Source organism: Mycobacterium sp. OTB74 (assembly GCF_029892685.1).
In the GTDB taxonomy this organism is placed as follows: domain Bacteria; phylum Actinomycetota; class Actinomycetes; order Mycobacteriales; family Mycobacteriaceae; genus Mycobacterium.
Genome location: NZ_JARXVD010000035.1, coordinates 1 through 25,558, shown reverse-complemented (window position 1 = coordinate 25,558; position 25,558 = coordinate 1). Strand labels below are relative to the sequence as shown.

The following is a 25,558-nucleotide window of genomic DNA, read 5'->3' as shown; positions in this document are numbered from 1 at the left end:
CGTGGGGTCGGGGTCGGGTACTGGCGGCGCGGCGGGTTGACCGCAACACGTTTTGTGGCGTGTCCGTTCGGGGCGCCGGGGTCGCGGATGTATCGCACCGGGGATCTGGTGTCCTGGGGACCGGACGGGCAGCTGCGGTATCTGGGCCGTGCTGATGAGCAGGTCAAGATCCGCGGGTACCGCATCGAACTCGGCGAGATCCAGGCCGCGCTGACGGCTCATCCCCGGGTGGGACAGGCGGTGGCCGTTACCCACACAACCACGGCCGCTGCTGGCGACGGTGTTGCCGACAGGCAGTTGGTGGGTTATGTGGTGCTGGATCAGGAGATGATGCTGGTCCGCGAGCCTGAACGAGAAGCGCAGCTGGTCGAGCAGTGGCACGGCCTGTATGAGGGGCTCTATTCGGGGGTGACGTTCACCGAGGGTGATTCGGGGGTGACGTTCACCGAGGGTGCGCCGGCCGTGTTGGGGGAGGACTTCGCGGGCTGGCACAGCAGTTACACCGGGGCGCCGATCCCGTTGGGGCAGATGCACGAATGGCAGGCGGCCACCGTCGACCGGATCATGGCTCTGCAGCCGCAAAGGGTGCTGGAGATCGGGGTGGGTACGGGGCTGTTGCTCGCGCACGTGGCCCCGGCGTGCGTCGAGTACTGGGGTACGGACTTTTCCGCGCCGACGATTCAGACACTGCAGGCGGCGGTGGCGGCGCAGTCGTGGGGTGATCGGGTGCGGTTGCGGGTGCAGCCGGCCGATGTGGCCGAGGGGTTGCCCGAGGGATATTTCGACGTATTGGTGCTCAACTCGGTGGTCCAGTACTTCCCGAGCGCGGGGTATCTGCTGGATGTGTTGGCGGTGGCGATGCGGCTGCTGGCGCCGGGCGGGGCGTTGTTCATCGGCGATGTGCGGAATCTGTCGTTGTTGCGGGAGTTCACCGCCGGGGTGGTGTGCGCGGACAGCACCGGTGGCGAGGACACCGCTGCGGTGATGCGGGAGCGGGTGCGCCGGGAAATGCTGGCCGAGCAGGAACTGTTGTTGGCGCCGGAGTTCTTTGCGGCGTTGCCGCAGCACATGTCCGACATCGCTGCGGTCGATGTGCAGCTCAAGCGGATGGGTGCGGTCAACGAACTGAGCGGTTATCGGTATGAGGTGGTGCTGCGCAAGGCGCCGGTGCCGGTGCGCTCCGTCGCGCACCTGCCGTCCGAGCCGTGGCAGCGGTTCGGCAGCCTCGCCAACTTGAGGGAATATCTTCGGTCGCACCATCTTCCGGAGTTGCGCGTCACCGGGGTGCCCAATGCCGTGATATCGCCTGACGTGACGCTGGCGCGTGCGCTCGCGCACGCCGGTGATCGAGTCCGGGTCACTGACTTGCGTGCCGGCGTATCGGTATCCGATGCGGTGTTGCCGCACCAGTGTCATCTGCTGGGGCAGGAATTGGGCTACGCCACAGCGGTGACGTGGTCGTCGAGTACTGGTCTGGTGGACCTCATCTACACCCGTGCCCCCGCGGATGATTGCCCGCTCTCGGTGCTGTCGGATATGTACCTGCCCACCGCCTCCCGAAACGGTTCTCTCGCCGGGACGGTCAATGATCCGTCGGCCATTGAACGGTCCGCTGAGCTGCGCGACTTTGTGGCCGGCAGGTTGCCCGAGTTCATGGTGCCGGCGTCGATCATGGTGCTGGAGTCGTTGCCGGTGACGGTGAACGGCAAACTTGACCGAAAAGCGTTGCCGGCGCCGGAGTTTGTCAGTGGGGTGGCGTATCGGGCACCACGTGACCCGCGGGAACGGCTGTTGGCCGCGCTGTTCGGCGAAGTTCTCGGGGCGACGCGGGTCGGTATTGACGATTCGTTCTTCGATCTGGGTGGGCATTCATTATCGGCGACGCGCCTGATCTCACGAGTCCGGGCGGAACTGCGCGTTGAGGTCCCGATCCGGGTGTTGTTCGACGCGCCGACCGTGGCTGGGTTGGCCGAATGGATAAGGGCGCATGCCGGGGAACGGGTGGGGGCCGCGTTGACGGCGCAACAGCGGCCCGCGGTGGTGCCGTTGTCGTTTGCCCAGAATCGGTTGTGGTTCCTTGATCAGTTGCACGGCCCCTCACCGGTGTACAACATGGCGGTAGCGCTGCAGCTGAGCGGGCGCCTTGACGCTGACGCGTTGGGTGCGGCGCTGGCCGATGTGGTGGGCCGCCATGAGAGCCTGCGGACGATGTTCGCGGCCCCCGAGGGAATACCGCGGCAGGTGGTGGTGCCTGCTGAGCGGGCTGAGTTCGGTTGGGACGTCGTTGATGCCAGCGGCTGGCCGGCGGACCGGTTGCGCGAGGCCATCGACGCGGCGGCACGTCACTGTTTTGACCTGGCCGCCGAAATCCCGTTGCGGGCAAGGCTTTTCCGCGTGGCCGATGATGAGCACGTGTTGGTGGCCGTGGTGCACCATATCGCCGGGGATGGTTGGTCGGTGCGGCCGCTACTCCGTGATGTGGGAGTGGCGTATGCCGACCGGTGTGCGGGGCGGGCGCCGGGTTGGGCGGCATTGCCGGTGCAGTATGTGGATTACACGTTGTGGCAGCGTGCGCAGTTGGGTGATCTGGCCGACGCCGACAGTCCGATCGCCGCGCAGTTGGGGTATTGGGAGCAGGCGCTGGCCGGGATGCCCGAGCAGTTGGTGTTGCCCACTGATCGGCCCTATCCGGCGGTGGCCGATTACCGCGGGGCCAGTGTGGCGGTGGACTGGTCAGCGGATCTGCAGCAGCGGGTGAGTCGGTTGGCGCGTGAGTACAACGTCACCAGCTTTATGGTGGTGCAGGCCGCCCTGGCGGTGCTGCTGAGCGCGTTGAGTGCGAGTTCTGATGTGGCGGTGGGGTTTCCGATCGCGGGACGCCGTGACCCCGCACTTGATGAGTTGGTCGGGTTTTTCGTCAACACGTTGGTTTTGCGGGTCGATCTGGCCGGTGATCCGACCGTCGCTGACCTGTTGACGCAGGTGCAGCAGCGCAGCCTGGCCGCCTACGAAAACCAGGACGTACCCTTCGAGGTGCTCGTCGAAAGGCTCAACCCCACCCGGTCGTTGACCCATCATCCGCTGATTCAGGTGATGTTGGGTTGGCAGAACCTTCCCGGGCACAGCAGCGATCCGTCGTCCGGAATGGCCTTGGGTGATGTGCAGGTCACCCCGCTGTCGGCCGACACTCAGACCGCGCCAATGGATTTAGTGTTTTCCCTGTCCGAACAGTGGACGGATTCCGGTGAGCCCGCCGGGATCGGCGGGACGGTGGAGTTCCGTACCGATGTGTTCGATGCGGCCAGCATCGAGGCGCTGATCGAGCGGTTCGAGCGGGTGTTGGTGGCGTTGACTGCTGATCCGGGGCGGTTGTTGTCGTCGGTGGATGTGTTGGATGCCGGTGAGCATGCGCGCTTGGATGGGTGGGGTAACCGGGCGGTGTTGACCGAGCCGGTGGGTGGGGTGTCGGTTCCGGTGTTGTTCGCCGCGCAGGTGGTCCGTGCTCCGGAGGCGGTGGCGCTGAGCTGTGGTGGCCGTTCGTGGACGTATCGGGAGCTGGATGAGGCGTCGAATCGGTTGGCGCACTTGCTGATTGGCCTGGGTGCGGGCCCGGGCGAGTGTGTGGCGGTGTTGTTCTCTCGGTGTGCTGAGGCGATCATCGCGATTTTGGCGGTGCTCAAGTCGGGGGCGGCGTATCTGCCGATTGATCCGGCGTTGCCGGCGGCGCGGATCGGGTTCATGGTCGCCGATGCCGCGCCGCTGGCCGCGGTCACCACCGCGGGGTTGGCCGAACTGCTGGACGGATACGACCTGACCGTCATCGATGTGGAGGATCCCCGCATCGACGCCCAGCCCAGCACCGCGCCACCCGCGCCCGCACCCGATGGCCTGGCTCACATCATCTACACCTCGGGCACTACCGGGGTGCCCAAGGGGGTGGCGGTCACCCAGCGCAATGTGACCCAGTTGTTCGACGGGTTGGCGATCGGTGTGGAGCTCACGCCGGATCAGGTGTGGACGCAGGTCCACTCCTATGCCTTCGACTTCTCGGTGTGGGAGATCTGGGGCGCGTTGCTCCATGGTGGGCGGTTGGTGGTGGTGCCCGATGCGGTGGCCCGGTCCGCGGATGATTTCCATACGCTGTTGGTCAGGGAGAAGGTCAGCGTGTTGACCCAGACCCCGGCTGCCGCGGCGGTGCTGCCGACGCAGGGTTTGGGTTCGACCGCGTTGGTGATCGGCGCCGAACCCTGCCCGCCGGAGCTGGTGGATCGGTGGGCGCCGGACCGGGTGATGGTCAACGTCTACGGTCCGACCGAGACGACGATGTGGTTGTGCAAGAGCACACCCCTGGTGGCGGGGTCGGGTGCGCCGCCGATCGGGTCGCCGACCGCGGGGGCGGCGTTCTTCGTGCTGGACGGATGGTTGCGGCCGGTGCCGGCGGGGGTGGTCGGTGAGTTGTATCTGGCCGGTCGCGGTGTGGGGGTGGGGTATTGGCGGCGGGCCGGGTTGACCGCAACACGTTTTGTGGCGTGTCCGTTCGGTGGGCCTGGCGCGCGGATGTATCGCACCGGCGACCTCGTGTCGTGGGGACCTGACGGGCAGCTGGGGTACTTCGGGCGTGCCGATGAGCAGGTCAAGATCCGCGGGTACCGCATCGAGCTCGGTGAGATTCAGGCGGCCTTGGCCGCACTCGACGGGGTCGAGCAGGCGGTGGTGATCGCCCGCGAGGACCGCCCCGGTGAGAAGCGTCTGGTGGGTTATGTCACCGGGACGGCAGACCCGGCCGAGGTACGTGCCGCGTTGGCCGAGCGGCTGCCGGCCTACATGGTGCCGGCGGCGGTGGTGGTGCTGGAGGGGCTGCCGCTGACCCCCAACGGCAAGTTGGACAAACGCGCCCTGCCGGCACCGGAGTACCGGGATGTCGATCGTTACCGGGCCCCGGCCAATGCGGTCGAGGAAATCCTGGCCGGCATCTACGCCCAGGTGCTCGGGCTGGAGCGGGTCGGGGTGGACGACTCGTTCTTCGAGTTGGGCGGGGATTCGCTGTCGGCGATGCGGGCGATCGCCGCGATCAACACCGGCCTGGATGCCCACCTTGCAGTGCGCACCCTGTTCGGCGCGCCGTCGGTTAGAAGCCTGAGTCAGCAGTTGAACGGGCATGACAGCGCGGTGGAAGTGGTCCCTGTTGAGGTCCTCAAGGAGGGTACGGGTGTTCCGCTGTGCTGTATTCATGATGGCTTCGGGCTTAGCTGGGCATATCGGGGTCTGGGCAATTATTTGGACTGCCCGATTATCGGAATTAACCAAATCCCGCAGAATGGCGAAGCTGAAGCTGGATCGATTCGTAGCATGGCGGCGAGCTATGCAGACAGGCTCCAAGCCGTTTATCCTGGCGGGCCCTACAAGCTTCTCGGCTGGTCTTTTGGGGGTGTTGTAGCCCATGAGCTCGCCATTGAGCTTCAGCGACGCGGATGCGTAGTCGAAAGCCTTGTACTGCTAGACGCTACATTAATCGCCAACAAGAGCGTCACAAGATTCAGCGCTAACAAGGGCATCGCAAGAAATCAAGCTGCAGCCGAGAGTCAAGTCCTGGAACACATCTTTCGGACCAATTGTATAGACATTCCGGTACAGTCGGGGTCCCTCACCTACCAGCAGGCAGAGGAGTTAATTCACCAACAACGAGGAGCAGTTGAGTTTGTTCTTCCGCCCAGACAAGTGTTCGACGTCATGGTTCAAAGTGTTAATGCTAACCAGTTGTATCTCCTGGAACACGTGCCTGATGTGTTTGATGGCGATATGGTCGTAATCTCCGCTGCACAAAATGGAAATGGGAACGGCAGTGCCTCCAAGCTGGGGTCACGATTGTTGGGACCACGAACCCGAATTGCTAGCCGCGCTTCTGTGCAAAGTTGGCGACCTTACGTTGGTGGCGAAATTACGGGGTGGTCGGTTGACTGCACACATTATGAGATGTTGACCCTCAGATCGCTCAGTGTATATGGCGAACGACTCAAGTCTGTATTAGGAACTTAAGTAAATTAGGGACTCTTAGTAAGAAGTTCACAAGTAAGTTGAGCGTTCGCCGATGTGGCTGAGGCCAGGGCGCCCGGCTCCCGCTTTCATTGCGTAGAACGCGCACGACAACTGAAGGGCTGGGATCAGTAATGAAATTTGTGCTGGCATGCTATGGAACTCGCGGCGATATCGAGCCCCTCGCCGCGGTCGGCCGTGAACTGCTGCGCAGAGGGCACGAAGTGCTCATCGCTGTCCCGCCGGATCTGGTTGGCTTCGTCGAGGCGGCTGGGTTTGCGGCGGTCGCCTGCGGACCGGACTCGCAGGCGCTTGTGGACCCGTACCGCGACTTCTGGACACGTTTTTTCCGCAATTTCTGGAGGATCCGGACTCTGAGAAGGTTGTCGCGTGAATTATGGGAGCCCATCGTCCAGTGCTTTGAGGAGATCAGCACGACTCTGACGTCGTTGGCGGACGGGGCTGACGTGCTAGTCACCGGCGGGACTTTCGAGGAGGCCGCTGCCGTCGTGGCGGAGTACTACGACATTCCGTTGGCCACGCTGCATCACTTCCCGATACGGGCCAACGGCCAACTCGTTCCGATCCTGCCGTCGCCGTTGGCCCGCTCCGCCATGACGGTGAACGCGTGGCTGTTTTGGCGTAGGACGAAGAAGCTCGAGAACGTGCGTCGCCGTGAACTAGGCCTACCGAAGGCAACAGTCCCCTTGGCGAGCAGGATCGCCGAACGCGGATGGCTGGAAATCCAGGCCTACGACGAGGTTTGCTTTCCCGGGCTGGCAACCGAATGGGCAAAATGGGATGGCCGACGGCCCTTCGTCGGCGCGCTGACGCTGGAGTTGACGACCGATGCCGACGAGGAGGTCGCGTCGTGGATTGCCGCTGGAACACCGCCGATTTACATCGGGTTTGGCTGGACAGGGGTCGAATCTGTCGCTGACACGGTCGCCATGATCAGCGCGGCCTGCGCCCAGTTGGGCGAGCGGGCCTTGGTTTGCACCGGCGGGAGTGATTTCAGCCACGTCCCCCATTTCGACCACGTCAAGGTGGTGGGCCTGGTGAATTTCGCGGCCACCTTTCCGGCCTGCCGCGCTGTCGTCCACCACGGCGGCACGGGTACCACTGCCGCGGGCCTGCGCGCAGGAGTCCCCACGTTGATCCTTTCTACGGACCTCTTTCAGACGCTCTGGGGAGCTCGGGTTAAACAGCTGAAGGTGGGCACCACCCGGCGCTTATCGACCACCACCCAGAAATCGCTGATCGCGGACCTCCGCCAGATCCTCGCACCGCAATACCTCACCCGGGCCCGCGAGATCGCCACCCGGATGACCAAATCCGCGGAAAGCGCTGCGGCCGCCGCCGATCTGGTGGAAATACTCGCCCGGCCTCAGGGGCGTCGGCTGGTCGGTGAAGGCGGGACGGCGGGATGATCGGCGCCGGCTAGGTCTGACGGATCGCTTCGGCGTGGGTTGCTCGGATCGGCGCCGGGCTGGAAAAACTCGCCACGGATGCACTACATATCGAGCCCTTACTTCGGGTCGCGCAGCGCGCGGTGGATTCCCAACTTCAAGAAGTCGGCGAGCAGCTTTTCCACGATGTCAGTTTGGTCGACAAAGAGGTTGTGGTTGGCATCGTCGAGGAGTTCGATGCGAGCCTCGGGCAGTTGTTGTCGAAAGCGGGTGGCCATTTTCGGCCCGCTGTGGAACGTTTCGTCCCTGCCGATGATCGCCACAACTGGAATTTGGGCCGATGAGAGCCGTTGCAGATCGCAACGTTTCGGTAGATTGCCGCTGGCAGGCTTGAAACCGATGGTGCCGGCTATGAATTGCTGAATGATTGGCCCCCACGGCTCTTGGCGAAGCAACCCGCGGTTCGTCGGCATAACCGTGGCGTCAAGCAACGATTGGACGCGCCGCTCTGTGGGCCGAACACCGCCGGTTGCGAGAGCACGAACCAGCTTACTCAGACGCACCCTGCTCACGATCCCTATCGGGCCCACGAGAGCCAAGCGATCCACCCGATCGGGAAAATCCATCGCGTAGTGGGTCGCAATCAAGGTGCCGCGCGAAGCAGCGACTATTGCGGGTCGCTGGATACCAACCGCCCGTAGCGTCTCGTCGAGCCACTCCACCATCTGGGTGATGTCGGTGAGTGGCTTGGCTGCGAGGCTCTTGCCCGGCTCGCCAATCGCATCGATCATCGTCACGCTGTGGGACGCTGCGAGCGTGGACAGTAGCGGCACCCACATCGTCGAGCTAATCCCCGATCCATGGAGCGCAACGAGAGGGGGGTTCGACGGATCGCCCGCGTTAAGCATGTGCGTGCGTCCGAACGACGTTTCAATATCCGATTCGGTCACCGGTACGGTGCTGGTCGCAAGCGCTGCGTCATAGAGCTTGCAGTACGCGGCGCGTGCCTCGTCCGATCGAAATGCCGAAATTCCGGCCATAGCGTCCCCCGGGAGGTCCTGTGCGAACAAATCGATACAGACCGATGATCGCATGGACGGCAATACAGCGGCGTGTTTAGCCTCGATCCACCGATGAATAGGTTGCTTATCGGGGTGTCGTAACGAGGAAAGTGACCTCGACCCAAACGGGCACCGACAAGGCCATCACGACCGGAACGGAGGTCGCCTAAAAACCAACCCAATCCATAAGTATTGATCATTTCTCGTTGACGGCGTCAATGGAAGCCTAGAATCATCGCCAGAAGTGCTCGCATGCGAGATGGGAGCAGTATTGACCGCGACCGACCGCGACGGCCGATATCTGGGCCTCGATCAGCTCCGACGCGAACTCACCAGATCCGGGACACACGAACGAATGCCCGCACGGTGGCCACGGCGGCGACGCGTCCTCCTCAATGCCATCAACACCCTTACCACCATGCGCATGGGTACAAGCCCATTCGGAAAGCGCAAGCGCGACTTGAGGCGTGCTGGATGATCGGCGAAAGCTCCTTGTCAGATGCCCCCAAACCGAAGGGCCTTGTCACGTGAACCGCATTGAGGTCGTGCAGCAGGCGCTCGACGAGCGAGCGAAGCCCGTCTACCTCGAGATCGGCGTTTCGAACGGATTGGCTTTCCGGCGTATTGCTGCCGACGAGAAGATCGCCGTCGACCCGGCGTTCAGGCTCTCGGCGCGCTCCCGCAGGCTCGCCGACGCGAAGGCGTACGCCACCCACTACTTCGAGACGACCAGTAACGCCTTCTTCGCGAGCCAGACCGCTTTCCTCGCAGAGCGCGGCATCGACGTCGCCCTAATCGACGGGCTCCACAGCTATGAGCAGGTCGTGCGCGACGTCGAGAATACGCTGCGCTACCTGCGGGACGGCGGCGTAATTGTGCTGCACGACTGCAACCCCGCAACCGCATCGATCGGTTCTCCCGCGACGTCGTACGACGATTTTCGTGCGCATAACCGCTGGTGGAGCCTCCTCTGGCTCACCGGACCTCCGTGGAGTGGCGACGTCTGGAAGGCGATCGTCCATCTGCGCAGCACCAGGGACGACCTGCAAATCGCGGTGCTGAAGTGCGATTGGGGCGTTGGGATCCTACGAAAGGGACCTCCGGAATCGCGATTGTCCTACTCGGCGGCGCAGATCGCGGCGCTCAGTTACCAGGATCTCGCCACCGATCGCGACCGCTTGCTAAACCTGAAGCCCCCTACGTATTTCGGCGAATTTCTACATCACGCCGCCGACTCTCCGTAGTTCTGAATAAGAATCGCCAGCGGATGAGAAGTTCGCTGCCGGTTCGCCTTCCGACGGCCTCATCCGAAGCGAGGACTGACTATAGGCGGACTGAATACTGAGCTGTGCGCCGCGGCATATCGCGATACCTTCATGAGCTGGCATGCGAGATAAGAGCGGTCTTGACCGAGACCGATCACGACACGTGGTCGTTGTACCTGAATCAACTCCGACGCGATCTCACCAGATATGGGATGCACGAACCAATGCCCGCCCAGAACTTATGGATTTCAGGTCGACAGCGCGGTATTGGGTTATGCTGCAGGGCGGCTGAGCCAAGGGGCGCGAGGCTCCCGCTTTCATTTCGCAGAACGCGCACGGGGAAGTGAAAGGCTAGCATCCGCGATGAAATTTGCCCTGGCAAGCTGGGGAGTTCGCGGCGATATCGAGCCCTGCGCCGCGGTCGGCCGTGAACTGCTGCGCAGAGGGCACGAAGTTCGCATGGCCGTCCCGCCGGACCTGGTTGGCTTCGTCGAGGCGGCTGGGCTTGCGGCGGTCGCTTACGGGTTGGACACGCAGGCGGTGCTGGGCGCGTACCGCAACTTCTGGACCAGTTTCTTCCGCAATTTCTGGAGGATCCAAGATCTGATCAAGTTGTGGCGCGAAGTTTGGGAGCCCGCTAGCCGGTGCCGGAGGGAGGCGAGGACGACGCTGACATCGTTGGCGGACGGGGCCGACCTGCTATTCACCAGCCTGAATTTCGAGGAGGCCGCTGCCAACGTCGCGGAATACTACGACATTCCGTTGGCCACTATGCACCACTTCCCGCTGCGGGCCAATGGCCAGCTCGTTCCGATTCTGCCGTCACCGTTGGCGCGCTCCGCAATGTCGGTGTTCGAATGGCAGAGTTGGCGCCAGACGAAGAAGCTCGAGGACGCGCATCGCCGTGAACTAGGCCTACCAAAGGCAACGGGCCCCTTGGCGCGCCGGATCGCCGACCGCGGATGGCTGGAAATCCAGGCCTACGACGGGGTTTGCTTTCCTGGGCTGGCAACCGAATGGGCGAAATGGGAAGGCCGACGGCCCTTTGTCGGCACGTTGACGATGGAGTTGACGACGGATGGCGACGACGACATCGCGTCGTGGATTGCCGCGGGAACACCGCCGATTTGCTTCGGCTTTGGCAGCATGCCGGTCGAATCTCCCGCCGACACGGTCGCGATGATCAGCGCGGCCTGCGCGCAGTTAGGCGAGCGGGCGTTGGTTTGCTCCGGCGGGACTGACTTCAGCCGCGTCCCACATTTCGACCACGTCAAGGTGGTAGGTCTGGTGAATTACGCGGCGACTTTTCCCGCCTGCCGCGCGGTCGTCCACCACGGTGGCGCGGGCACCACGGCCGCAGGCCTGCGCGCCGGAGTCCCCACCTTGAGCCTGTGGACGGGGATCGATCAGGCGATCTGGGGAGCTCAGGTCAAACGACTGAAGGTGGGCACCGCCCGGCGCTTTTCGACGACTACCCAGGAATCGTTGGTCGCGGACCTGCGCCGGATTCTCGCCCCGCAATACGTCACCCGAGCCCGCGAAATCGGCGACCGGATGACCAAACCCGCCGAAAGCGTTGCCAACACCGCCGATCTGCTGGAAAAACTCGCCCGTGCAGGCGGTTTGGCTGATCGGTGAAGGCGGGCCGCCAGGATGATCGGCGCCAGAACGCGTGATTGGGCTGCGGTGGCGTGTCCTACACGGTGCGAGCCAGGCGGTCCGCGAGTAATCCGGCGAACTTTGCCGGGTCCTGCGGCACGCCGCCTTCGGCGAGAAGTGCTGTGCCGTAAAGCAATTCGGCGGTCTCGATCAGTGAGGAATCGTCGCCGCGGTGGCGGCCCGCTGATTCGTGGCGAGCGCGACCCAGTCGTCGAGCATTCGGACGGTGCCACTTCCTTGCCTACGGTGCGCTTGTCGCTAATGACCTTGCCAACCACTTCCTTGCGCGGCCTCGGGCCAATCGGTCACCAGATACTCACCCGGCGACGACACCGCCGCACGGTGCCCCGAAATAATCCTTGCGGCACAACGCTTTCGCCTCAGCAACCGGAGTGTCACCGCCGCCACCAGATGGCCCCTGCCGGCGCCAGATACGTCGTCATCTTGCGCCGCCCATACAAGCCGTCCAAGGTACGAGTCTGCGATCGGTTCCTGACGCTTGTCTCGGACAAGATGACGACATCGGTCTGCGGAAACCAGACGTACGGTTGGCGTCAGCTATATGCTGTGCGTGCACCTAGGCGAAGGCCAGGAAATCGGGGGTAGAGGCGTTTTGAAAGCGCATGCGCCAGCGGTTATTCGATCAGAAGCGCACTACCTCAAGTGGTACTTCTATGCCCTGAGTCGGGGCCAGGTCAGAACGGGAACCGGGGCAGGGTCATGACTGAAACTAAACCAACCGGCTCACTCGATGGTCGAACAGAGCCCGCCAGCCACGCCGACAAAGCGAGCACACTGTCGCGAGCCCACAAGGTTCAGCTCGGCCTAGGCATCCTGGCATTCGCGGCAATGACGGTTGTCACGTACCCGATCGCCCGCTACCAGATCTTCACGGGGTTCTCCAACTACGACGACGAGGGCTACATGCTGTTCTCCCTCAAGTCGTTCCTGAATCACGGCTGGCACTACGACGGTGTCAACGGCTACGGCCCCTTCTACTATGAGTTCTCGGGTGCGGTCTTCTCCGTCTTCGGGATCCCGGTCAACCACGACGGCGGTCGCGCGCTGACCATGATCGTCTGGGTGCTTTCGAGCCTGCTCATCGGCCTCTCCACCTGGCGCATGACCCGCAGCATCATCCTCGGCGTGGCTACCCAGCTGACCGCATTCGAGGCGCTTTTCAGCCTCGTACCGGAGCCGATGCATCCAGGCGGCATCCTCGTCCTATTGCTCTCGGCGATCATGACGTTCTCCTGTTTCGTCCGCGATCGCACCTCACCGCTTCCGATGGCCCTGCTCGGCGGCGCCATGATGGCCTTGATTTTTGTCAAGATCAACATCGGCATCTTCGCTCTTGCCGCCCTGGCCTTGGTTTGCGTGGTCAGCTATCCGGCCCTTGCCCGCCATAGCTGGCTGCGGATAGTGATCGAGGTCGGCTTCGTGGCGCTGCCGCTGCTGGTGATGAGCTCGAAGGTGGGTGAACCCTGGGTCCGCCATTTCGCGTTCCACATCTCCGCCGCCGCGCTCGCCGTCGTGATCGCCCTGAGAGCCCGCCGCGTCGACCGCCGCGACTCCAAAGAACTCTGGTGGCTTGGCGGCGGCGCCCTCGTCGTCGGCCTAATCGTCCCCCTGGTGCTCGTCGCCGCCGGAACCAGCCCGTCCAGGCTGATCGACGGGATCATCATGCTGCCGTTGCGTTTCCCCAGCCTTTTGACTCACCCGCTCGTTCTGCCTAGCTGGAGCTACGTCCTTGATCTGCTGCCCCTGGCAGGCGCGCTCGGCTATTTGTACGTCGCCCGCAAACCCGAGGCTCGGCCGGGCCTGCGGTGGACTTATCTTTTCTCGGCGCTAAGTATCCTCATCGGCCTCTTCATGGCGTTCGCCGTGATCAGCTCGATTACGCAATTTACGCCAGCTACCACGCAAATTGTCCCAATGTCTTTGCGGTGGGGCCTTCTCTCCTTCGCCTGGGTCGCGCTGATCCGGCCGCCCGGGAAGTCGGACGAGGGAACCCAGTTCGCCCGGCTGCTGCTAACGCCACTGGCGGTCTTACAGGCGTTGCACGGCTTCCCTGTAGCGGGCAGCCAACTGTACTGGGCGACCGTGCTGTTGATCCCAGTCGGGGCGCTCTGCATCGCAAACGGAGTTCGCTGGATCGCCGTCAGCCGCGGCGCCCGAAGCGCGCGCCGCGTTCCCCGCGCGATCGCCGCGATCGGCCCGATCGCTGCGATAGTGGCCCTGGTTGCTCTCGTCAGCATCCACATCAATCAAGGGCTCAATCACGTTCGGGCCGCGTACAGCGGCTCGTTCTCACTCGGGCTGCCCGGCGCGAAAGACGTCCATGTCAGCGCCGAAGAAGCGGCGAACTACCAGGCGGTCGTCGCCGCGATCGACAAAAACTGCAAATCGTTTGTGATGCGGCCCCCGTTGAGCAGCTTCTACTTCTGGACGCAGCTGGACCCGCCAGCCGGCTACGACCCGACCGACTGGTCGATGCTGTTCGACAATGCACGCCAGCAGAGGGTGATCGAAGCCACCCGCTCGATCGACGGCTTCTGCCTACTTGAAAACGCGCCACTGACCCACTTTTGGGGTGATGGCGCAAAAATCCCGTCCGGCCCGTGGTATCGCTACCTAGACCAGGGCTTCGTGCCGATCGCAAAGTTCGGCGACTACCAGCTCCTCAAACGCGAAGGGAAGTGGCAGCCGATGTGAGCGCCTTGTCGCGCTCGCCGGCTGCGACAGCTGCGCGCCCTAGGAGAGCGACCTCTCGTCCCGAGTGTCGGCGGCGCTACGCCGAAAAGAGAAGTGCCGGTGGCCGAAATAGCTCAACAGCGTCGTTACAGCCACGATCAGTGCCTGCGCCGGGATGCGGTATAGGCCCAGTTCGACCAGCACCGGCAAGGCGACGATGTTGATGGCGCCGGCGGTGAGGTAGACACTCCAGAAGCGCGCTAGGTCACGCAGCACGTGGCCACGGACCCGGAACACGAACCGGCGATACATCGCGAAGTTAAACAGCACGCTCAGCACATGCGCGATAGCGAGGGTGACCAGCGCCCCGGCGATCTTGCCCAACCGGTGGTCGACGAAATGTCCCACGCTCTCCGAACAGGCGATGAAGATCGCGAACGCGACGACTGTGTTGATTCCCCCCACTACCAGGAATGCCACGCGCTGGTCGTTAAACAGTCGGATCAGCGGCCCCGGTGGCGCCGATTCGGGTGGCAGGTCGAATTCCGTCACTCGAGGCTTTCGAATGCGTCGATCTGCTCCCGGGTTACGGTAAGCGCGTCGGCACCCGCGTAAACGCGCCGCTCCCAGTCGATGGTCGAGGCCAGGGCATCGCGAAAGCCGAGTCGATTACGCCAGCCCAGTTCTCGCTGCGCCTTTGTGGCATCAAGGGCCAGCAGGTTCGCCTCGTGCGGATGGTCACCGCGGTCCAACTCCCAGTGGGCGCCGCCGCCCCACTGCTCGGCCGCCAGCGTGGCGACCTGGCCGACCTCGACGAAGCTGTCGCGGCCCGGCCCAAAGTTCCACTGGCCCTGGCCGGAGCCGCGCAGTAGCTCATCGACGAGGGTGAGGTAGCCGTTGAGACAGTCGAGCACATGCTGCCACGGCCGAACCGCGTGGGGAAACCGCAACAGCGGTGCCTGGCCACACGCGTAGGCGGCGATCAGGTCTGGCAGCAGCCGATCGCGACTGACGTCGCCGCCGCCTATGACGTTGCCGGCGCGGGCAACAGCGGTGGGAGTGCCTTCAAAGCTGCGAATCCACGACTGGGTCAGCAGATCGGCCATCGCCTTCGATGCGCTGTAGGGGTCGTCGCCACCAAGGGGATCGGTTTCGACGTAACCGGTCTCCTGGTTGACGTTGCGGTAGACCTTGTCGGTGGTGATTACGACATGCGCACGCACCGACGGGGTGGCCGCGACCGCCTCCAACAGGTTGAGCGTGCCCATGGCATTGGTCTCGTAGGTGTAGCGCGGATCGCGATAGGACTGGCGGACCAGGGACTGGGCGGCCATGTGTACCACGACGTCGGGTGCCGCCGCCCCCACTGCTGCAGCAGTGGCAGCGGCGTCTCGGATGTCGACCCGCAAGTCGGAGACGAGCTGGTCCCCGAGGCGGGCCCGTCTGAACAGGCTGCGTTCGGCCGGGTCGAGGGCCAGACCGGAAACCCGATGACCGCGGCTCAGCAGGAGCAGCGTAAGCCATGCCCCTTTGAAACCGGTGTGTCCGGTGATCAGGTAGTGCACGGCTATCGCGCGGCTTCGGCCATGTATTCGTGGATCGAGTCCGCCACGAAGTCAAGCATCGGCCTGGTCAGGCCAGGGTAGGTGCCTACCCAGAAAGTCCGGTTCATCACTATGTCGGTGTTGGTCAGGTTCCCCACGATCCTGAAGTCGATGTTGCGATAGGCCGGCTGCTTGACGAGGTTGCCGGCGAACAGCTGACGGAAGCCGATCTTGCGCTCGTCCAGGAACTGCATGAACTTCGTACGATCGACCGGATGCGCGGGATCGAGTGTGATCGGAAAGCCGAACCAGGACGGATCCGACTTGGGGGTGGCGACCGGAAGGATGAGTCCTTCGATCCCGGACAGCCGCGAGGTCAGGTAGTTGAAGTTCTCCTTGCGGGCCTCGACGAAACCGTCGATCTTGGCAAGCTGCGACAGACCTAGTGCGGCCTGCATGTCGGTGGCCTTCAGGTTGTACCCGATGTGGCTGTAGATGTACTTGTGGTCGTAGCCCTTAGGCAGATCCCCGAGCTGCCACTCGAACCGCTTCTGGCAGGTGTTGTCGTTTCCCGGCGCGCAGTAGCAGTCCCGGCCCCAGTCGCGGAACGACTCGACCTGCTTGCGCACCAGCGCCGACTTGACGAACACCGCTCCACCCTCGCCGGTCGTGATGTGGTGCGCGGGGTAGAAGCTCAAGGTTGCGGTATCGCCGAAACTGCCGGTTCGTTTGCCACCGTACGTCGAGCCGAGCGCGTCACACGAGTCCTCGACCAACCACAGGCCATGCCTGTCGCACAGCTCCTGCACCGTGTCCAGGTCGAAAGGGTTGCCCAGGGTGTGCGCCATCATGATCGCCCGCGTCTTGGGCCCGACGGCCTCGCGGAGCCGCTCCGGGATGGCGTCGTAGGTGGACAGCTCGATGTCGACGACGACCGGCCGCATCCGGTTCTGGATGATCGGGTTGACCGTGGTGGGAAATCCGGAGGCCACGGTCAGCACTTCGTCACCGGGCTCCAGCGGCTGCTTTCCGAACCTCTTCTTGTACTTTCCTAGCTTTGGGCTGGTCAGGGCGCTCAGCGCACACAGGTTGGCGCTCGACCCACTGTTGACGAAGACGGCGTCGCGGGCACCCACATAACGGGCGAGGGCGCGCTCGAAGAGCGGATGGAACCGGCCTGCGGTCAACCAGCCGTCGAGGGACGCGTCGACGAGCGCGGCGAAGTCCTCCGGGTCGAGCACCCTGCCCGACACCGGGACCGGAGTGGTGCCGGGGACGAACTCGGATGCCGTGAGCTTGCGCTTTGCGTAGCGGCGAACCGCCGCGAGGATGTCCTCGCGGTCTTCCCCGAGCCCACCGTCCCCAGACTCATCGGTGCCGAGTCTTGAAATGAGATCTCCTCAAGCGCATGTGGCTAACACTCATATGAGTATGCGGCAGCGTTCGAAACGCTGCCGGCCGCGTCACGACATTGCTAGTGTGTCACCTGCCGGAAGCTGCGTCAGCAAAACCGCGCCAGGGGGACGGTTGCCTTGAGACCGAATGACTCGTCATGAAAGCCGTACTTCTCGCGGGTGGTCTCGGCACGCGAATGCGTGAGGAGACCGAATTCCGCCCGAAGCCGATGGTCGAGGTGGGTGGTCGACCCGTGCTGTGGCACATCATGAAAGTCCTCGACCACTACGGCATTTCCGAGTTCGTGGTTTGCACGGGCTACAAGAGCGAGTACATCAAAGGCTATTTCTCGAACTACGGGGTGGCCAATCTGGACTTCACCATCACCCTCGGTGACCAGTCGAGCATCCGTTATCACGGCTCGCACGCCGAATTCAACTGGCGAGTGACCGTCGCCGATACCGGCCTCAGCACAATGACGGGTGGCCGTATCAAACGCATCCAGAAGTACGTGGGCGATGAGGCATTCCTGTGCACCTACGGCGACGGCATCGCCGATGTCGACATCCCCGCCCTGCTCAAGTTCCATCGCACGCACGGCAAGATCGCAACCGTTACGGCCACCCAGCCGATGAGCCGGTTCGGGGTCATCGACTTGGAGCAGGACGGCGCGGTCGCCAAGTTCCGGGAGAAGCCAAAGACCGAAGACTGGATCAACATTGGCTACTTCGTTTTCGAGCCTGGAGTGTTCGATTATCTGGAGGGCGACGAGACCGTGCTGGAGGATAAGCCGCTGCTCCGACTGGCCGAAGACCACCAGATTGCCGCGTTCCCGCACCATGGGTTCTGGCAGCCGATGGACACCTTCCGAGAATCGCAGCTGCTGAACAACCTTTGGAACAGCGGGAACCCGCCCTGGAGAGTGTGGGAATAACGCTGTGTGAGAGTAGGTCTGGAGTGAAGAAAAAAATCGCCTGCATCAGCCCCGCCTACAACGAGAGCGAATGCGTCGATGAACTCGCCAAGCAACTGGCCAAGGTGTTCGACGCCGAGCCGGCGTACGACTTTGAGGCAATCATCGTGGAAAACGGCTCGACCGATGACACGATGGACAAGCTGCTCGCGATCCGCGAGGCGGACCCGCGGTTCAAGATCCTGCAGCTGGCGCGCAACTTCCGAATGGACGGCGGGCTGACAGCTGGCCTCAGCGTGGTCGACGCCGACGCAGTGGTGCTCATGACCGCCGATCTACAGGACCCGCCCGATTTCATCCCGGAGATGATCCGCAAGTGGGAGGAGGGCTACGAGAACGTCTACGGGGTGGTCAAGGAGCGGCGCGGCACCGGCCCCATCCGCAGGATGAACTCCCAATTGTTCTACTGGCTCGCCAGCAAGCTCACCGACGACCGAATCACCAGTAACGCCAGCGACTTCCGCTTGGTCGACAGGAAAGTCTACGAGGCTGTTCGCACAATGGATGAACGCAACAGGTTCGTCCGGGGCCTGTTCTCCTGGGTCGGTTTCAAGTCGATCGGGATACCGATGAGGCGGGAGCCCCGCTTCGCCGGGGAATCCAAGGCATACAGCCTTAAGGTGCTCGACTTGGCAGGCAAAGGCATCCTCGCCCACTCCTATATACCGCTGCGGCTTATCACGATGACTGGTTTCTTGTTGAGTTTCATCGCGGCCATCGTCGTGTGCGTGCTCGCGGCGCGCTTCTTCTTCTATGGGGCGCCCCCCTTTCCCGGGTTCGGCTCGCTCATCTGCGTCATGCTGATCGGCTTCGGGGTGGTCACGCTGCTGCTCGGCGTTGTCGGCGAATACCTCGCGCTCATCTACGAGGAGGTCAAACAGCGACCCAATTACGTCGTTACCAAAGCGGTGGGTTTATGACTGCACCAGCCAAATACAGTGACCAGCTGGTCGACTGGTTGGTGGGCGCTGGCTACTCGCACTGCTTCTTCGTCGCGGGCGGCAACATCATGCACCTGCTCGACTCGGTGCGCACCCGGATGGTGTGCGTGCCGTTCGTGCACGAGGTCGGGGCGGCGATCGCGGTGGAGTACTTCAACGCCGCCCGCGACGAAGGCACCGGCCGGGCGCTGGCGCTGGTGACGGCCGGACCGGGAATTACCAACGCGCTCACCGGAATCGCCGGCGCTTGGCAAGAAAGCCGCGAACTACTCGTCATCGGCGGACAGGTCAAGAGCAGCGATCTAAGCCACGGCGCGGTGCGCCAGCGCGGTCTGCAGGAAATCGACGGCGCGGAATTGGTGCGCAGCGTCACCAAGCGCGCGATCCGCATCGAACGGCCGGTCGCCTGCAAGGTGATCCTCGAAGCCGTGCTCGACGGCCGCACCCCGCGCCAAGGACCCGTTTTCATCGAGGTCTGCCTGGATGTGCAGGCAGCGCCCCCACTGCCGGGGCAGGACCCGGTCGCGATGCCTGAGGCGTCCGCTTTACCGGAGGTCCCCGCCGCCGATGTCGACCAGGTTGTCGCTTTGCTGCGCGAGTCCGAGCGCCCGATCATCTTGGTCGGGGGCGGCGTGAGCCGCGGAGCGGTGCGCGCCCTGGGCGACCGGACGGCGGCCGCCGGCATTCCGCTCATGACCACCTGGAACGGAGCCGACCGGGTTCCGACTGAAAACCCGCTGTACTCCGGGCGCCCGAACACCTGGGGCCAGCGCGCGGCCAACATCCTCATCCAGCAGGCCGACTTGGTGGTCGCTGTGGGCACCCGGCTGGGGCTGCAACAGACCGGATTCGCCTGGGAGCAGTTCGTACCCGTTGGGCGGTTGGTTCAGGTCGAGATCGATGCCGCCGAACTTGCGAAGGGCCACCCGCGCACAGACCTGAGGCTCTGGGGGGAAGCCGACCGGTTCCTGGCCGCCCTCTACTCCCGCGATCTCGTCGATGCCGGGCGGTGGCAACCGTGGCGGGAGTTCATCGCATCGGTTCGCGCCGAGCTGCCGCTCAACGACCCGCAAAACGTCACGGCCCCGGGGTATGTGAAACCTTACGAGTTCGCGATGCGGTTTGCCGAGATCGCCGAGCCGGATGCCATTGTGTTGCCTTGCAGCAGTGGCGGCTCTTTTACCGTCGCCATCCAGGCTCTGCAGCTGCGGGCTGAGCAGAAGCTGGTCTCGAATAAGTCGCTTGCGAGTATGGGTTACGGACTGCCCGGGGCGATCGGGGCGGCCCTGGCCAATCCCGGCCGTCAGGTGCTCCTGAGTGAGGGCGATGGCGGATTCGCCCAGAACCTCCAAGAACTCGGCACGCTCGCGGCCACCCGAGCGAACGTCAAGATCTTCGTACTGAACAACAACGGCTACGCGTCGATCAGGATGACACAGCGCAACTACTTCGGAGGCGCGTGGATCGGCTGCGACGCCCAGACCGGGCTGGGCCTGCCGAGCTGGGAGGCCCTGTCGCGGGCATACGGGATCCCGTTCACCCAACTCGACGCGGACGCCGGCCTAGATACCCCTGCTGTTCGTTTGCTGCTGGAAACGGATGGTCCCGCACTCATCGAGGTACCCATGGACCCCGATCAGACTTTCTTCCCGAAGATCAGTTCAGCGGTACAGCCCGACGGCTCGATGAAATCGAACCCACTGCATCGGATGAGTCCCGACCTCCCCGCCGACGTCGAGCGGCGGGTGACCGTGTACCTCACCGCTGCCGTGCCGCAAATCTCAACCGCCAGTTGAGCGCCACCGACAGGTAAGCCTGGGGCTCAGATTGTCGACCTCACGGGGCCGTTCTGGTCAAATCGCCCGCGGAGCTTGATCGCACGGAACTAAACTATGCAGGTTTATCGGGGCCGGTACCAGGGGAGGCGCAATGAACAAAACCGAACGGCAGATGGCCGAAATCCTGCGCTTGGGCAAGGAAAAGCACGGCATTGTGAGCGTCAAGGCGGAGTTCGAGGCCGAAGGCACTCGTCTCGACGAGCTGTTGCGTCTCGTCGACATCGCCCGCAGCGCGGGTCTGCCGCTCGTCGTCAAGATTGGCGGCTGCGAGGCGGTACGTGACCTCTTGGAGGCCAAGCAAATCGGCGTGCGCTACGTCGTTGCGCCCATGGTGGAGTCCGCATATGCACTGTCGAAGTACATCGACGCCAAGAACACCGTGTACGACGAGGACGAGGAACTCGACACCGACTTCTTGTTCAACCTGGAAACGATCACGGGTTACAACAATTTGGACGCCATCCTCGAGGTGGCCACCAAGAACCGCGGTGTGCATGGTGTCGTCTTCGGCCGCCATGACTTCGCGAGTTCGCTCGGCCTGAGCCGCGAGGCTATCAACACCGCCGAGGTCACCCAGTATGTGACCGCCGCCGCCGACAAGGTCAAGCAGGCCGGCCTCGACTTCGTCGTCGGTGGTGCGGTATCGAGCGACGCGCTAGACGCCATCCAGGAGGTCGCCGATTCGCACCTGACACGCTTCGAGACTCGTAAGGTCGTGTTCGACGGCTCGGCAACGACGATTGCCTCGATCGCGGACGGCTTGCTCAACGCCGTGCATTTCGAGTTGCTCTGGCTGCTCAACAAGCGCGACTACTACAGCCGGATCACACAAGAGGACGCCAAGCGGATCGAGATGCTCGAATCACATTGGCACATCCTTGGCGGCAGCTGAGCAAGCCGGTGATTCTCAAGGGACCATTGCGTATGCCGAGCAGGGCTTCGTCCGCGTTCCCAAGTGCCGCTGCTTCCGCTTTCTCGGTCAACGCGCAGGCGATTGCAGTACACCTGTTCCGCGCCTCCTCGGTGCTTCGTCACAAGGCCAGCAATGCCGGGCAGATCGCCGACTACGTCAATTGGCAGCAACGTGTCTTCGGTCACCAGCTAACGGTTTTCGGACGACGTGAAAAGCTGTGGGAACAGCTCGCACAGCGGCTGGATCCAAACCGTCCTCTCCTCGTGCTGGAGTTCGGAGTCGCCTATGGATACGCGACCGACTGGTGGCTGTGCCGATTGGGCGGGCGCGACCTGGTCTGGCATGGGTTCGACCGTTTCACGGGGCTGCCACGCGCCTGGAACGAATGGGAACAGGGCGCATTCGACGCGGGTGGTAAGCCGCCGGCGATCGATGACGAGCGTGTGCGCTGGCACGTCGGCGACGTCCAGGACACCTTGGGCGCAGTCGACTTGGCCGCCGCGCGTGATGCCCAATGGCTGGTGCTCTTCGACCTAGACATCTACGAGCCGACGGCCTTCGCCTGGGAATTCATCGGTGCTCAGCTACGACCCGGGGACGCCATTTACCTCGACGAAGCGATGGACCGCGACGAACGACGTGTGCTGGACGAAATGATCCTGCCGTCGATCGGTTGTGAGCCCGTCGGCGCCACGCCGCTCGCGCTGGGCTTGGTCGTAACCAGCCCAGTTCGCTAAACACCAAAGGGGCTTCGGAATCACATGTCTGAGCTCTGCCCGATCTGCGGGAGTCCGGGGATCATCCAGGCGCACGGCCGAATCGCGCCGTTCATTCTGCAGCTGCGAGGTGACCCGAAGGAAGCACCGCGCGTTACCACACTCTGCCGTTGTGCCGCATGTGATTTGGCCTACTTCTCCCATCGCTTTGACGACGAGACGCTTGCCGCCATGTATTCGGGGTACCGAAACGAGCGATACCTATCTATCCGACGAAGGTGGGAGCCTTGGTACTCGCGAAATGTGAACTCCGCATCGGAGCCCGGATCGGACGCGGTCGCCGAACGAGTCAGCTTCGTGACCGAGATCGTCGGGTCGCACATCAGCATCGACTCGCTACGGAACGTCGTCGACTACGGGGGCGACGAAGGTCAGTTCTTTCCGACGGGCTACTCGGGCGCTAAATACGTGATCGAAGTCTCGGGGAAGGACTTGGTCCACGGCGTGCAGGCTGCCTCATCCCTCGGTGAGCTTCCCGACACACCTCACCTGGTTATCGCGGCCCACCTACTCGAGCACCTCGTCGACCCCGCCGCGCTGGTCCAAGAGATTCGAGGCGCGATCGCCGACGATGGATTGTTCTACGTCGAGGTACCACTGGACCGGCCCAAGTTGCGCCAATGGCACGCGGGCGCACCCTACCGCCGTTTCCTTGACTGGGTTTCGGCTACCCGTGGCACCTGGATCGCCGCGGATTTCGTCGCCGGTGTCGCACGCAACTTTGGCCGTACGGTGCCACGGTTGGGGGCTGTCAAGCAGAGTGAGCACATCAACTACTTCTCGTCGCAATCTTTACAGGCGTTGCTTGCCGACGGAGGATTCCGGGTGGTCAGCACACAGGCTGACCCGACGGCGAGTGTCGGGGGTCTGCGCATGGGCAAATTGGGAGTCCTCGCGGTTCCGGTGTGACCCGCTGTGAGCAGACACCGGCGTGCGATGAGCTGATCAAGCACGACCGAGCACTCCGCGGGCGGTGATCTCGATCTGACGTTCAAGGGGCGCGCTCGTCAAATCCCATCTCTGGCATCGCCGTTCCCAATCCTGGCCGTCCGAGTGGTATCGGTCTGGGTCGCCGGGATCGACCTCACCACGGCTGATCACCGCGTCAGGGCGCACTACCGCGACGATCCGCGCGGCGAGCCCGGCCATCTCCACCAGCTCTCCCCCGCTGTCGATCGTGGCTGGGCCGACACCGCCCTCGGCGATGCCTACGGCGAGCAACTCCTCGGCGAGCACGTAGCGGCGAAATACCGGGCGGCGCGCCATGATTCGGATGGCTCCCGCGTCAGCGTCCCGGATCATCGAGCCCAACGCGTAGCCCTGCGGTTCCTGCACATGGGCACCCGAGATGCTCCACGCCCGAAGGACGACGGGCACCGCCCCAGTCTCGGCGGCGGCATCCGCTAGGCGATACTCGGCCTCACGCTTGAGGTAGCCGTACGGGTTGTCCTCGATCAGGCCGTCGAGAGCGTCGTGCGGGTGGACCGCCGCCCCACTGGAGACGGTGAGCGCAAGCCGTACGCCGGGCAGCTGCGTCGCGTGCACCAGGCGCTCGGTCAGGGCGCGGTTGGTCGCGACGTACTCGCCGGGCGGCATCTCGGCCACCCGGCCCCGGGTAAGAAACGCGCAGTCCAGCACCACGGTCGGCGCGAAGGCGACCACCTCTCGGTCGTCCCACACGCGGCACTCGATCTCGCGATCACCGACTCGGATCATCCGAGCCCGGCTGGCCAGGGCCAGCGTGGGCAGGCACAGCGGGGCGAGCAGATCGAGGGCAGTCCTCCCGAGCCAGCCCGACGCGCCGGTGATGAGTACCCGATCGTTGCTGAGCGCCTGCGCTGCGAGTGCACGCGCACCCGCGCTGACGAATCCGGTCATGTCGGACGGGCCCGCTTCAACCGGGTGACGGTCGTCGGCAACGCATCGAAAGCGCCTTCCAGAACGGCGGACAAAGGCGATTTCATAGACCGCTGTTGTCCCGGGTCAGAAGGCAATTCAGGCCTACACGGGCTCGAGGATTTGAGCTGACTCGGCGTCGCAAGGCGACCGTAGCGCCACATTCAGCCCACCAGCTCAGGGGCTGCCCACGCCCGTGGCAATTAGCGATATACCAGACACTGCGAAGGTGGCTACCAGGAGCTTCCGACGGTGAGCCAGCGCCCAGTCGTGCAGGCGTCGCAGTGCCGGTTGGGTTTTCGTTGGAGTGACCAGATTGCTGACGAGGATGATCTCCTCAACCGCAAGCACCCCGAGGACGAACGCGATGGCGGCGGTGACCTGCATGCCGATCTCGGCTCCCGAGGCCACGATGATAGAGACTATGAACAGAACCCCGAACCCGTCGAGTGCCGGCCCCACTGCGAGGCCGATCACGAAGGAGACCCACAAGGATCCGTTTTCCCACGCATCGCGGACGTGGGTCAGCAGCCGCCGGATTGCAGATCCGCCCTCCGTCGGCGCATCCTGCGCGGGGCCCAGCAGTCGCGAGATTGCGGCTGGTGTATCCGAGTCCCGGACTAGCGTCGACGTGTTGTCGCCCGGTGTCTGAAGCTGCGCCCAGTTCTGCCCACGGGGGCGGGCCCGCTTGCGCGGGATGAAGCGCACCGCCATCAGCGCGGCGATCGATAGCCCGAGCACACCCATGCCGATTTGAATGTGCCGGGTGGTTGAGTTCGCGGCCGGGTCGGCCCAATCTTTCGAAAAAGAAGCCAACGCTGGTGTGAGGTGCAACACCATCAACGGAACTACAAGAGCAAGTAGACCCACTATTACGCAGCCGATCCAGAAGGCGAACAGGTTTTGCATTGGCTGTTGCCGGGAGATCACGAGAAGGGTGATGCCGAGACGCACCGGGTGGATCGTCATCATAAACGCCAGCACCAACAACGAGCCCCACATTGCGGGAACACTACCCTGCTGACTCTTTGAAAAGCCCTGGTTTCGATAGAGACTCTGATGTGTCCCGCATCGTTGATCCAGAGACACGTTTCGAGTGTCCGGCGGGAACTGCCGGTGAGATCTGGGTGCACGGCGACAACGTCGCGATGGGCTATTGGC

17 protein-coding genes and 1 pseudogene are annotated in these 25,558 nt (G+C 63.5%); 12 read left to right on the top strand and 6 right to left on the bottom strand.

Features of this window, described 5'->3' with window-relative positions; translation table 11 throughout:
- Positions 1–6,036: non-ribosomal peptide synthetase (locus M2432_RS27275; protein ID WP_280829978.1), on the top strand; the 6,036-nt coding region annotated here is incomplete at its 5' end.
- A 131-nt stretch (positions 6,037–6,167) separates the two neighbouring features.
- Positions 6,168–7,463, top strand: coding sequence for a glycosyltransferase (locus M2432_RS27270; protein WP_280829977.1), 1,296 nt, complete (start codon positions 6,168–6,170; stop codon positions 7,461–7,463).
- A gap of 98 nt (positions 7,464–7,561) precedes the next feature.
- On the opposite strand, the gene M2432_RS27265 is transcribed toward M2432_RS27270, so the two are convergent.
- On the bottom strand, positions 7,562–8,482 hold the full coding sequence (locus M2432_RS27265) for an alpha/beta hydrolase (protein WP_280829976.1): 921 nt from the start codon (positions 8,480–8,482) through the stop codon (positions 7,562–7,564).
- 548 nt (positions 8,483–9,030) lie between these two features.
- Here M2432_RS27265 and M2432_RS27260 point away from each other — a divergent pair.
- The 3 genes from M2432_RS27260 (at position 9,031) to M2432_RS27250 (ending at position 14,142) form a co-directional block, all read left to right on the top strand.
- Positions 9,031–9,747, top strand: coding sequence for a class I SAM-dependent methyltransferase (locus M2432_RS27260; RefSeq protein WP_280829975.1), 717 nt, complete (start codon positions 9,031–9,033; stop codon positions 9,745–9,747).
- A gap of 384 nt (positions 9,748–10,131) precedes the next feature.
- The gene (locus M2432_RS27255; protein ID WP_280829974.1) at positions 10,132–11,406 is read left to right on the top strand and encodes a glycosyltransferase; all 1,275 of its coding nucleotides are present in this window, start codon (positions 10,132–10,134) and stop codon (positions 11,404–11,406) included.
- A 741-nt stretch (positions 11,407–12,147) separates the two neighbouring features.
- Positions 12,148–14,142 carry a hypothetical protein gene (locus tag M2432_RS27250; RefSeq protein ID WP_280829973.1) on the top strand — a complete coding sequence of 665 codons (1,995 nt, stop codon included), beginning with the start codon at positions 12,148–12,150 and terminating at the stop codon, positions 14,140–14,142.
- Between the two features lie 39 nt (positions 14,143–14,181).
- Here M2432_RS27250 and M2432_RS27245 read toward each other — a convergent pair whose 3' ends face one another.
- The 3 genes from M2432_RS27245 to rfbH are packed head-to-tail and all read right to left on the bottom strand — an operon-like array spanning position 14,182 to position 17,056.
- Positions 14,182–14,673: a GtrA family protein gene (locus tag M2432_RS27245; protein ID WP_280829972.1), complete on the bottom strand. Its 492-nt coding sequence runs from the start codon at positions 14,671–14,673 to the stop codon at positions 14,182–14,184.
- Positions 14,670–15,686: a CDP-glucose 4,6-dehydratase gene (gene rfbG, locus M2432_RS27240; protein ID WP_280829971.1), complete on the bottom strand. Its 1,017-nt coding sequence runs from the start codon at positions 15,684–15,686 to the stop codon at positions 14,670–14,672. The genes M2432_RS27245 and rfbG overlap by 4 nt, the downstream gene beginning before the upstream one ends.
- A 2-nt stretch (positions 15,687–15,688) precedes the next feature.
- Positions 15,689–17,056, bottom strand: a complete 1,368-nt coding sequence (gene rfbH / locus M2432_RS27235) for a lipopolysaccharide biosynthesis protein RfbH (RefSeq protein WP_280829979.1) — start codon at positions 17,054–17,056, stop codon at positions 15,689–15,691.
- 161 nt (positions 17,057–17,217) lie between these two features.
- Between rfbH and rfbF the strand changes: the two genes are divergently transcribed.
- From rfbF to M2432_RS27205, 6 genes are all read left to right on the top strand, one after another.
- Positions 17,218–17,994, top strand: coding sequence for a glucose-1-phosphate cytidylyltransferase (rfbF, locus tag M2432_RS27230; protein WP_280829970.1), 777 nt, complete (start codon positions 17,218–17,220; stop codon positions 17,992–17,994).
- Positions 17,995–18,017: 23 nt separating this feature from the next.
- A complete protein-coding gene (locus M2432_RS27225; RefSeq protein WP_280829969.1) occupies positions 18,018–18,953 on the top strand; it encodes a glycosyltransferase family 2 protein in 936 nt (311 codons plus the stop codon).
- Positions 18,950–20,770: a thiamine pyrophosphate-binding protein gene (locus tag M2432_RS27220; protein ID WP_280829968.1), complete on the top strand. Its 1,821-nt coding sequence runs from the start codon at positions 18,950–18,952 to the stop codon at positions 20,768–20,770. The genes M2432_RS27225 and M2432_RS27220 overlap by 4 nt, the downstream gene beginning before the upstream one ends.
- A 133-nt stretch (positions 20,771–20,903) precedes the next feature.
- Positions 20,904–21,704, top strand: coding sequence for an aldolase/citrate lyase family protein (locus M2432_RS27215; protein ID WP_280829967.1), 801 nt, complete (start codon positions 20,904–20,906; stop codon positions 21,702–21,704).
- 32 nt (positions 21,705–21,736) lie between these two features.
- Positions 21,737–22,462 (top strand): hypothetical protein, encoded by a 726-nt coding sequence (locus M2432_RS27210; protein ID WP_280829966.1) that lies wholly within the window; start codon positions 21,737–21,739, stop codon positions 22,460–22,462.
- Between the two features lie 282 nt (positions 22,463–22,744).
- Entirely contained in the window at positions 22,745–23,410 is a 666-nt protein-coding gene (locus tag M2432_RS27205) for a class I SAM-dependent methyltransferase (RefSeq protein WP_280829965.1), read from the top strand.
- A 36-nt stretch (positions 23,411–23,446) separates the two neighbouring features.
- Here the strand turns inward: M2432_RS27205 and M2432_RS27200 are convergent, their stop codons facing one another.
- Together M2432_RS27200 and M2432_RS27195 are read right to left on the bottom strand one after the other, a co-directional pair.
- Positions 23,447–24,379: an NAD-dependent epimerase/dehydratase family protein gene (locus M2432_RS27200; RefSeq protein ID WP_280829964.1), complete on the bottom strand. Its 933-nt coding sequence runs from the start codon at positions 24,377–24,379 to the stop codon at positions 23,447–23,449.
- A gap of 195 nt (positions 24,380–24,574) precedes the next feature.
- Positions 24,575–25,399: a GAP family protein gene (locus M2432_RS27195; protein ID WP_280829963.1), complete on the bottom strand. Its 825-nt coding sequence runs from the start codon at positions 25,397–25,399 to the stop codon at positions 24,575–24,577.
- 23 nt (positions 25,400–25,422) lie between these two features.
- Between M2432_RS27195 and M2432_RS27190 the strand changes: the two are divergent.
- A pseudogene (locus tag M2432_RS27190) lies at positions 25,423–25,558 on the top strand (AMP-binding protein); the annotation flags it as partial.